Annotated in this window: 8 protein-coding genes and 1 pseudogene; 1 reads left to right on the forward strand and 8 read right to left on the reverse strand. The window is 64.1% G+C overall.

Annotated features, from left to right (window positions below; all coding sequences use genetic code 11):
- The coding region (locus VQ044_RS22600; RefSeq protein WP_331827791.1) for a LysR substrate-binding domain-containing protein at nt 1-481 on the forward strand (481 nt) is incomplete at its 5' end.
- Here the strand turns inward: VQ044_RS22600 and VQ044_RS22605 are convergent.
- The 8 genes and pseudogenes from VQ044_RS22605 to VQ044_RS22640 form a co-directional block, all read right to left on the reverse strand.
- Nucleotides 462-716: a DUF2274 domain-containing protein gene (locus VQ044_RS22605; RefSeq protein WP_327648418.1), complete on the reverse strand. Its 255-nt coding sequence runs from the start codon at nt 714-716 to the stop codon at nt 462-464. The genes VQ044_RS22600 and VQ044_RS22605 overlap by 20 nt on opposite strands.
- Nucleotides 716-1,900 (reverse strand): TrbI/VirB10 family protein, encoded by a 1,185-nt coding sequence (locus VQ044_RS22610; RefSeq protein WP_327691278.1) that lies wholly within the window; start codon nt 1,898-1,900, stop codon nt 716-718. The genes VQ044_RS22605 and VQ044_RS22610 overlap by 1 nt, the downstream gene beginning before the upstream one ends.
- Entirely contained in the window at nt 1,893-2,879 is a 987-nt protein-coding gene (gene trbG, locus VQ044_RS22615; RefSeq protein ID WP_327648414.1) for a P-type conjugative transfer protein TrbG, read from the reverse strand. Before trbG ends, VQ044_RS22610 begins: the two co-directional genes overlap by 8 nt.
- Entirely contained in the window at nt 2,876-3,559 is a 684-nt protein-coding gene (trbF, locus tag VQ044_RS22620; protein WP_327648412.1) for a conjugal transfer protein TrbF, read from the reverse strand. Before trbF ends, trbG begins: the two co-directional genes overlap by 4 nt.
- Entirely contained in the window at nt 3,559-4,875 is a 1,317-nt protein-coding gene (gene trbL, locus VQ044_RS22625; RefSeq protein ID WP_327648410.1) for a P-type conjugative transfer protein TrbL, read from the reverse strand. Before trbL ends, trbF begins: the two co-directional genes overlap by 1 nt.
- 4 nt (nt 4,876-4,879) lie before the next feature.
- Nucleotides 4,880-5,149 (reverse strand): putative entry exclusion protein TrbK-alt, encoded by a 270-nt coding sequence (gene trbK-alt / locus VQ044_RS22630; RefSeq protein ID WP_327651094.1) that lies wholly within the window; start codon nt 5,147-5,149, stop codon nt 4,880-4,882.
- A 2-nt stretch (nt 5,150-5,151) separates the two neighbouring features.
- A complete protein-coding gene (gene trbJ / locus VQ044_RS22635; RefSeq protein WP_327648407.1) occupies nt 5,152-5,913 on the reverse strand; it encodes a P-type conjugative transfer protein TrbJ in 762 nt (253 codons plus the stop codon).
- Between the two features lie 72 nt (nt 5,914-5,985).
- Nucleotides 5,986-8,519, reverse strand: a pseudogene (locus VQ044_RS22640) (conjugal transfer protein TrbE).
- Between the last annotated feature and the right edge of the window lie 106 nt (nt 8,520-8,625).

Genomic DNA, 8,625 nt, shown 5'->3' on the forward strand with positions numbered 1-8,625 from the left:
TCTGGGGCATTACCATGTCGATACGTTACCTGCGCCCTCAAGGGTAAATTCCCGGGTGGTCGATGTCTCATCGTCATTGGCACGGAGGGAGATAGCCTGGGCCGATCTGTACGAAAGGCGTTTCATCGTGAGCAAATCTGATCCTGGACCTGAGATTCACGACTACCTCGTTAAGCATCTGGCACGGCTCGGACACCATCCGAGCGTTGAATATTGTGCTGTCGGGCGGGACAATCTCATGCACCTCGTTTCGTTGGGAAAGGGCCTGACACTTACTAGCGAAGCGACGACGGGCACGACCTTCCCAAGCGTGGTGTATCGGACATTGTCGGGTGAGGAACTTCCTTTCTGCGCCATCTGGTCGCCGATGAATGACAACCCTGCTCTTCGCCGGTTGCTCAGTCTCGCTAGAGTGATGGCAAGGCGCAATGGGCTGTGCAACGGCGGGGCAGGCGCATCTACTACGAAGGCGGCGGTTTAGCCGCCTGGCTCATCGTTACCGACGTCCGCCGCGCCTTCGCAAACCCCCGATCAGTCGCCATGAAGCGCTCGACCATCGGCGCGATCAGTTTGGCGGGTTCCTCGACCGGCTGACCGGTCTCGCGTCCCAGCACTTCGGCATAGTCGGCAAGATCGCGGTGCACCGCCGCTGGCAGCTCGACTGTCAGCTTGACCGGCCGTTCATCGACGACCGGTCCGAGTTTTAGCTTGGTCATCACCATCCCCTCTGCGGCTCGAGGACAAGATCGCGCGTGACGATCACGCGCACCGGGAACCCCGGACGGATTGTCAACGTAGGCTGCACGTCGAGCTGGCGCCGGACGATCTGCTGACCAGCGTCGTTGATCGTGTCCTGCGCGCCGTCACGGATCGCGCCAACGAAGCGGTCGCCATCGTCCGTGGCGAGCTCGGCACCGATGCCGAGTAGCGTCGAGAGCGCGGCGGCTTTGGCAATATCCCACCAATGATAGTCGACCCCATCCTCAATCCCGGCAAAGCCGCCGCCGTCGGCTCCAGGCTGCCGTTCGAGTATGATCGAGCGACCATTGGGCAGGATGAGCCGGTTCCAGACCAGCAAGACGCGGCGCTGGCCGAAGCCTACGCCGTTGTCATATTCCCCGATCAAACGGGTGCCCTGCGGCACGAGCAGGTAGCGCCCGGACGGGCTGTCATAGACGTTCTGGGTGACCTGGGCGACGATCTGCCCGGGCAGATCGGAGCGGATGCCGGTGAGGAGCGCGGCCGGAATCACCGCGCCCGCTTGAAGCACATAGGGGGATGCCGGCGGCGCGATGCGGTCGGCTGAGACCGTGCGGCGGTCCACTGCCGCATTGAGGAACGCCAATTGCTGGTCCTGTGTGGCCGGGACATGTTGCTCACCCGGAAATGCCGACGGCACCCCGCTCGCGAGATCGAAACCGGTCGCGCTTGGAGCTGGTGGTGTTCGAGCGCTTTGCGTGCTGACGAACAGGTCGCTGGTGCGCGCGGCCTCCATCTCGGCCAGTCGGCGCTGTTCTTCAGGATTGGGACCAGGGATGGTAGTTGCGGGCACCGGGCGACCCTCTTCCTGGGCGCGCCGGATCGGGCGACCGAGATCGCCGGGCAGCGCCGGTCCGAGTTGCGGAATCCCGGTATAGTCGGACGGCAGTCGGCGCAGTTCGTCGGCGGTCGGTCGGTTTTCGGTGGTGAACAACTCGTTCGGCCCGTTCGCGCCTTGCCGACCTTGGATCGCGAAGATCAGCGCGCCGCCGATTCCAAGACCCACTATAACCGCGAGGCCAGCCAAAACCTTGCGGGACAGGCGCACGACACCGGGTGGATCGGTGCGCAAACGAAACGCGTCCTTTGCGTCCTTTCGGCTAGACGTTTCGTCAGGATCGGCTTCAGTTCTATCAGTCATTGTTACGACCCTCGGTGGCAGTAGTCGTCCGGCTGCGCCGCACGCCGTCGGTGCGGACGATGCGAACCATCTGCTGGCTCTCTCCGCCCAGGCGTAGTTCGGCGGCGGCGAACAGCCGGTCAACGATGAGGATGTTGCGATGGACGCGGGTGTTGACGATCTGCGCCTCGCCGTCGGTGCCGATAACGAAGAGCGGCGGCATCTCGCCTTGCACGATCCCGCGCGGGAACACGACATAGACGCGGCGGCCATCGTCGAACACTGTCTGCGGTCGCCATGGCCGCCTGTCGCCTTCGAGGCTGTAGCGGTAGCGCCGCTGAGAAGCAGGCGGGATGATCGGCTGGGCCACAGCGGGCGGTCGGGTCTGCGTTCTTACGCTCGGATAGGACCAGGCAACCGACGGCATGTAGGTGTCCTCATTGGCGCGCAGTTCGACGAGATAGGTGCGCCGGTCGGTGCTGATGACGAGGTTGGTGGCAATGTCGGGTCGGGTCGGCTTGACGAGGAGGTGAACGCGGCTCTCGGGTCGGCTGCCACTCTCAGTGTAGCCGATGATCCAGCGCGCGGTATCGCCCGCCGCGATCGGGCCTTCGCCGGTCAGCCGTTCGCCCGGTTCCAGCGCGATATTGGTGATCTGTCCGGGTGCTGCATAGACCTGATAGAGCGCGCCCTCGCTGTAAGGAAACACCTGGATTGCGTTGAAATAGCCCTCGCGACGGGGCTGGACCCGCGCGGCTGCATTGGCATTGATTACCCGCGCTTCGGGCGTTCGCGCGTTTTCGCCGCCCCGCGATGGCGTCCAGGCGGGCGGCGTGTGCACGAGTCTCGGAGCTTGGTCGACGACAGGCGCCGGTGGCGTGGGAAGTGATGGCACATCCCCGTCATAGGTGATCTCAGGCGGCTTGTAGGTCGCGCAACCGGACAGCAGAGTCGCTGTCAGGATCACGGACAAGAATGGGATGCAGGCAAACGGTCTCATTGCCCCATCTCCCGCGACCAGTTGATGGCGTGGACGTAGATTCCGAGCGGGTTCTTGCGAAGCCGCTCAGTCGTGCGCGGCGGCTGCACAGAAATGGTCAGGATCGCCGTCCAGCGCTCGGTCGAGTTGAGGCTGCCGTCGCGATAACGCCGTTCGGTCCAGGCGATGCGGAAACTGTCCGGTGAGGCGCGGATAACGCTGGAGACATCGACCGAGATCTGCATCTCGCCGACCTTGGCGAAGGGATCGTTGGCGCGCGCATAATCATTGAGTACCAGCGCGCCGCGGTCGGTGGTGAAGTCATAAGCCCTGAGCCAGTTCTGACGCACGATGATCGGATCGGCGGCGATCGAGCGAACCTGTTCGATGAAGCGCGCCAGATGAAATGCGATCTGCGGGTCTGTCGGCTGATAGTCGGGGGTGGCGGCCGCAACGGTCCGGGCTTCTCCCAGATTGTCTACTTCGACCACCCAGGGCACGATCGTGCCGCGCGCCGACTGCCAGACGAGCCCGCCTGCCAATCCCGCCGCGAGCAATAGGGAGGCGAAGGCCATAAACCGCCAGTTTTTCGCCTGGACGCGGGCCGAGCCGATGCGCTCGTCCCAGACCTGCGCGGCCTTCTGATAGGGAGTCTCGGGTTCGGGCGTCTTGCCATAGCGAAGGGAGGGTCGTTTGAACATCAGCGGTCACCTTCGGAAAGATTGATGGACGCACCGCCGCCATGACTGTCGCCGGAGCGAACGGCGTGGGTGGCGGCGGTGGTGCCATGGTGGAGGGATTGGGAGCGCTTCATGCGTTTGGCCCAGGCGGGCGGACCAGAGGACGTGCTGGCTGGGACCATATCGGCAGTGCCGCCGTTGTTGGTGCCGCCGCTCGCCTCAATCGCGGTGCGGGCACCGCCACGGGCGCTTTCGCGCATGGCGCCTGCCACCTTCTTCAAGGGGCTGACCGCGACACCTGCACCGGATCTGGCGACACTGCCCAGCCCTCCAGCCACACCAGCCGCGCCACTCTTTCCGGTCGAGCCGAGACTGTAGGCGGCAGAAGTTCCGCCGGTCATCGTGGCACCGCCGCGCGCGCCAGCAACGACGCCTTTGGCTGCAGCCCCCGCCGCCAATCCCGTCCCGGCCACCGCCGCGGCGGTCACGCCGGCCGCGGCGACGCCTGTCCCGATGGCTGCCCCTGCACCGAGTTGTGGACCGCCGGAGATCAGCCCATTGGCGATACTGGGACCGAAGATGCCGAGACCGAGCAGCGAGAGCGCGGCGAGTACGATCGCCATGGCCTCTTCGATATTGGGCTGGTCGCCGCCGAAACTGGAAGTAAATTCGGCGAACAAGGTTGAACCGATGCCGATAATGACGGCAAGCACGAGCACCTTGACGCCGGAGGAGACGACATTGCCGAGCACGCGTTCGGCGAGGAAGGCCGTCTTGCCGAACAGGCCGAACGGAATCAGGATAAAGCCCGCCAGCGTCGTCAACTTGAACTCGATGAGGGTGATGAAGAGCTGGATGGCGAGGAGGAAGAAGGCGAGCAGCACCATGGCCCAGGCGAACATCAGCACGATGATCTGAATGAAGTTCTCGAAGAAGCTGACATAGCCCATCAGATCGGAGATGGAGTTGAGGATCGGCCGCCCGACATCGAGCCCGACCTGAGCGACCCGGCCCGGACGCAGCAGATCGGCTGTCGTAAAGCCGGTGCCGGTCGCCTGCAGCCCGAGCCCTGCAAAACTCTCGAAGACGATGCGGGCCAGACTGTTCCAGTTGGAGATGATGTAGGCGAAGATGCCGATGAACAGTGTCTTCTTGACGAGCCGCGCGAGGATATCGTCATCGGCGCCCCACGCCCAGAAGAGTGAGGCCAGCGTGACGTCGATCACGATCAGCGTGGTTGCCAGGAACGCGACCTCGCCACCAAGCAGGCCGAAGCCACTGTCAATATAACGGGTAAAAACCTCAAGGAAGCGGTCGATAACGCCGGTGCCGCCCATCGCGCTACTCGCTTCCGTTGGATGCGGGGCCGGTACTCAGGAAGCGGCGGCGTTTTTCGCCCCAAGCATCGAGGCAGTCCTGATCTTCAAGCGCCGCCTCACCGAGCGCCTGACAGCGTTGCAGTTTGTTACGCATCGGACTGCCGGTGACGCTGACCGCTTGCTCGGAGCTTCGCGCCTCTTCCCCCAGCCGGCCCAGTTCGACGATTGCGACCACGATCGCGATCATCAGAAAAACGGTGGCGGCGAGCCGGGCAAGTACCGTACCTCTCATTGTCAGCCTCCGTTCGGAAACATCTCGGCGTTACCCGGCTGATAGCCGGTGCCGGGTTCCAGAAAGCGACGCCGCTGTTCGCGCGCCTGTTCCTGTGCGGCGGCCCGCTGGGCGGCTTCGAGATTCTGCGCGCGGCCCTGCGCGGCGATGACGGCGGTGAGGTCGGAAATCTGCTGCGCTTGAAGCGCGAGGAGCTGGTTGCCCGCCTGCGTTGCCTGCAAGGCCCCGGTGGCGGATTGGCTCGCACCGACAAGCGCCGACATCTGTGCCCGATTGCTGTCGATATTGCTGACCACGCCGGCCTGAACGCGCATCGCATCCTGCAAGCCGGCGACGGTTGTCTGCCAGCGTTCCTTGGCGCTGTCGATAAGCGTCTGGTCCGATGCTGTCATAGACGCGGTCCCATAGGTCGTCTGGAACGCCTGATCGACCTCGCGCACGTCGTAGGCGATCCGCTGGGCTTCCCCGAGCAAGGCTTGGGTCCGCGCGACCGATTGCTGCAATTGTTGCAGTGACGAATGCGGCAGGCTGGCCAGATTGCGGGCCTGATTGATCAGCATCTGCGCCTGGTTCTGCAGCGAGGTGATCTGATTGTTGATCTGTTCGAGCGCGCGGGCTGCCTGAATGACATTCTGGGCGTAGTTGCTCGGATCGTAGACGATGCGCCAGGCATGGGCTGGTTCGGCCAGGATCGGCGAGACGGCGATCGGGGCCGCGAGTAGGATCGCCGCGCCCAACCGGAGCGGTAGGGATCTGTGCGTCATGGAGAGGTCTCCTCGTTTACTCGGGTGGTTGGATCGGACCCGGGGACGGGTTCGGACTGCTCGGAAGGCGCCTCACGCCGGTCGAGATGGGGGAACGCGATCTCGACCGGCGTGAGAGGTCGGGTTGGCGCGAACGAGATTGGCGAGATCCGGGATCAGGTCCGCACCCCAGCCGATACCGCGTTCGGCGAGCCAGGCCGCGGCGAAACCATCTCGCCCATGCTCGGCAAGGATACGAGTGATCGCAGTCTGATCGGATTTCGCGGAGGTGGCAGTAAAAGCGAGTGCGACTTCGCCGAGGCCGAGTTCGAACAGACGATTGCCGCGCCGCGACTGGCAGTAATAGTCGCGCTTTGGCGTTGCCCGGCTCAGAATCTCGATCTGCCGGTCATTCAGACCGAAGCGGCGGTAGATGGCGGTGATCTGCGGTTCGATGGCGCGTTCGTTCGGCAGGAAGAGACGCGTCGGGCAGCTCTCGATGATAGCGGGCGCGATCGCGCTGCCGTCGATGTCGGAGAGCGACTGGGTGGCGAAGACGACGCTGGCATTCTTCTTCCGCAGCGTTTTCAGCCACTCGCGCAGTTGCCCGGCGAAGCCTTCGTCGTCGAGTGCGAGCCAGCCCTCGTCGATGATGAGCAGCGTCGGCGATCCGTCGAGTTGATCCTCGATCCGGTGGAAGAGATAGGCGAGTACGGCTCGCGCTGCGCCGGTGCCGATCAGCCCCTCAGTCTCGAAGGCCTGGACACGCGCATCGCCGAGACGCTCGGCTTCGGCATCAAGGAGACGGCCGAAGGGTCCGCCGACGCAATAGGGCTGCAGGGCGCGCTTCAGGTCCTGCGATTGCAGCAGCACGGAGAGGCCGGTGAGCGTGCGCTCTTCGACCGGCGCGGAGGCAAGCGACGACAACGCCGACCAGAGATGATCCTTCACCTCGGGCGTCACCGTCACGCCCTCGCGGGCCAGGATGGCGGCGACCCAGCCTGCGGCCCAGATGCGCGAGGCGGCATCGTCGATGCGCATCAGCGGCTGTAGCGCCACCGGTTCGGAGGCATCGTCCGACAGCGCACCGCCGAGATCATGCCAATCGCCGCCCATGGCGAGGGCCGCCGCGCGGATCGAGCCACCGAAATCGAAGGCGAAGACCTGGGAGTTCTCGTAGCGGCGAAATTGCAGCGCTATCAGCGCGAGCAGCACGGATTTGCCTGCCCCGGTCGGGCCAACCACCAGGGTGTGGCCGACATCGCCGACGTGAAGGGAAAACCGGAATGGGGTCGCGCCTTCGGTCTGTCCGAAGAGCAGCGGGGGAGCCGCAAAATGCTCGTCCCGTTCCGGCCCCGCCCAGACCGCTGACAGCGGGATCATATGGGCGAGGTTGAGCGTCGACACCGGGGACTGACGGACATTAGCGTAGACATGGCCGGGCAAAGAGCCGAGCCAGGCCTCCACCGCATTGACCGTCTCGGCGATGCAAGTGAAGTNCACCGGGGACTGACGGACATTAGCGTAGACATGGCCGGGCAAAGAGCCGAGCCAGGCCTCCACCGCATTGACCGTCTCGGCGATGCAAGTGAAGTCGCGGCCCTGGATCACCTTCTCGACAAGCCGCAGCTTCTCGTCGGCGATACGCGGGTCTTGATCCCAGACCGTCACCGTCGCGGTGACATAGGCTTCGCCGATCAGGTCGAAGCCGAGCTCTTGCAGCGCGGCATCGGCATCCATCGCTTTGTTGTGCGCGTCGGTGTCGAGCAGCGCGGAAGCCTCATTGGTCATGATCTCCTTGAGGATGGCGCCGATCGACTTGCGCTTGGCGAACCATTGTCGCCGGATCTTGGCGAGCAGCCGCGTGGCGTCGGTCTTGTCGAGCATGATCGCCCGGGTGGACCAGCGATAGGGAAAGGCGAGCCGGTTGAGATCGTCGAGAATGCCGGGCGTTGTCGCGCTCGGAAATCCGGTGATGGTGAGCACCCGCAGATGCGATGACCCCAGCATCGGCTCCAAGCCAGCGGTGAGCGGCTGATCGGCGAGCAGCGCGTCGAGATGCATCGGCACTTCAGGCACGCGGATACGCTGGACCTTGGTCGAGATCGCCGAGTGCAGATAGGTGAGCGTCTCGGTGTCATCGAGCCAGGCGCACTCAGGCATAAACCCTTCGATGAGCTGCAACACCCGATCGGTGCGATCGATAAAGCCGGAAAGCGTCTCGTGCGCATCGGCGCCTGCGGTGCGTTCACGGCCCTCGTAGAGAAACCGTTCAGCTCGTGCCGCTTCTTCAGCAGGAGGCAGAAACAGCAGCGTCAAGAAATAACGGGATTCGAAGTGGATCCCTTCCTCCTCGAACTGGGCCTTGCGCTCGGCATCGACCAGGGCCGACGCCGCATCGGGAAACGTGCTTTCAGGATAGGAGCTGGCAGGCACACGCTGCGCCTCGACGAACACTGCCCACCCGAGCCGAGACGGCGTAATGCATTGTTGATGCGGCCCGCGACCGCAACCAGTTCGGCGGGAACGGCGCTGTCGAGATCGGGGCCGCGAAACCGACCCGTGCGCTGGAACGAACCGTCCTTGTTGAGGACCACGCCTTTACCGACCAATGCCGCCCAGGGCAGGAAGTCCGAAAGGTGGTTCCTTGCCTATCCGGTTGTTACCCACGCCCACTAAATGTGGGGTGCGCCCATTCCCCGGAGTAAAGCCCGTCAAAGGTCGGCGCAGCTG

The organism is Aurantimonas sp. C2-5-R2 (assembly GCF_036549495.1).
Lineage (GTDB): Bacteria > Pseudomonadota > Alphaproteobacteria > Rhizobiales > Rhizobiaceae > Aurantimonas > Aurantimonas coralicida_A.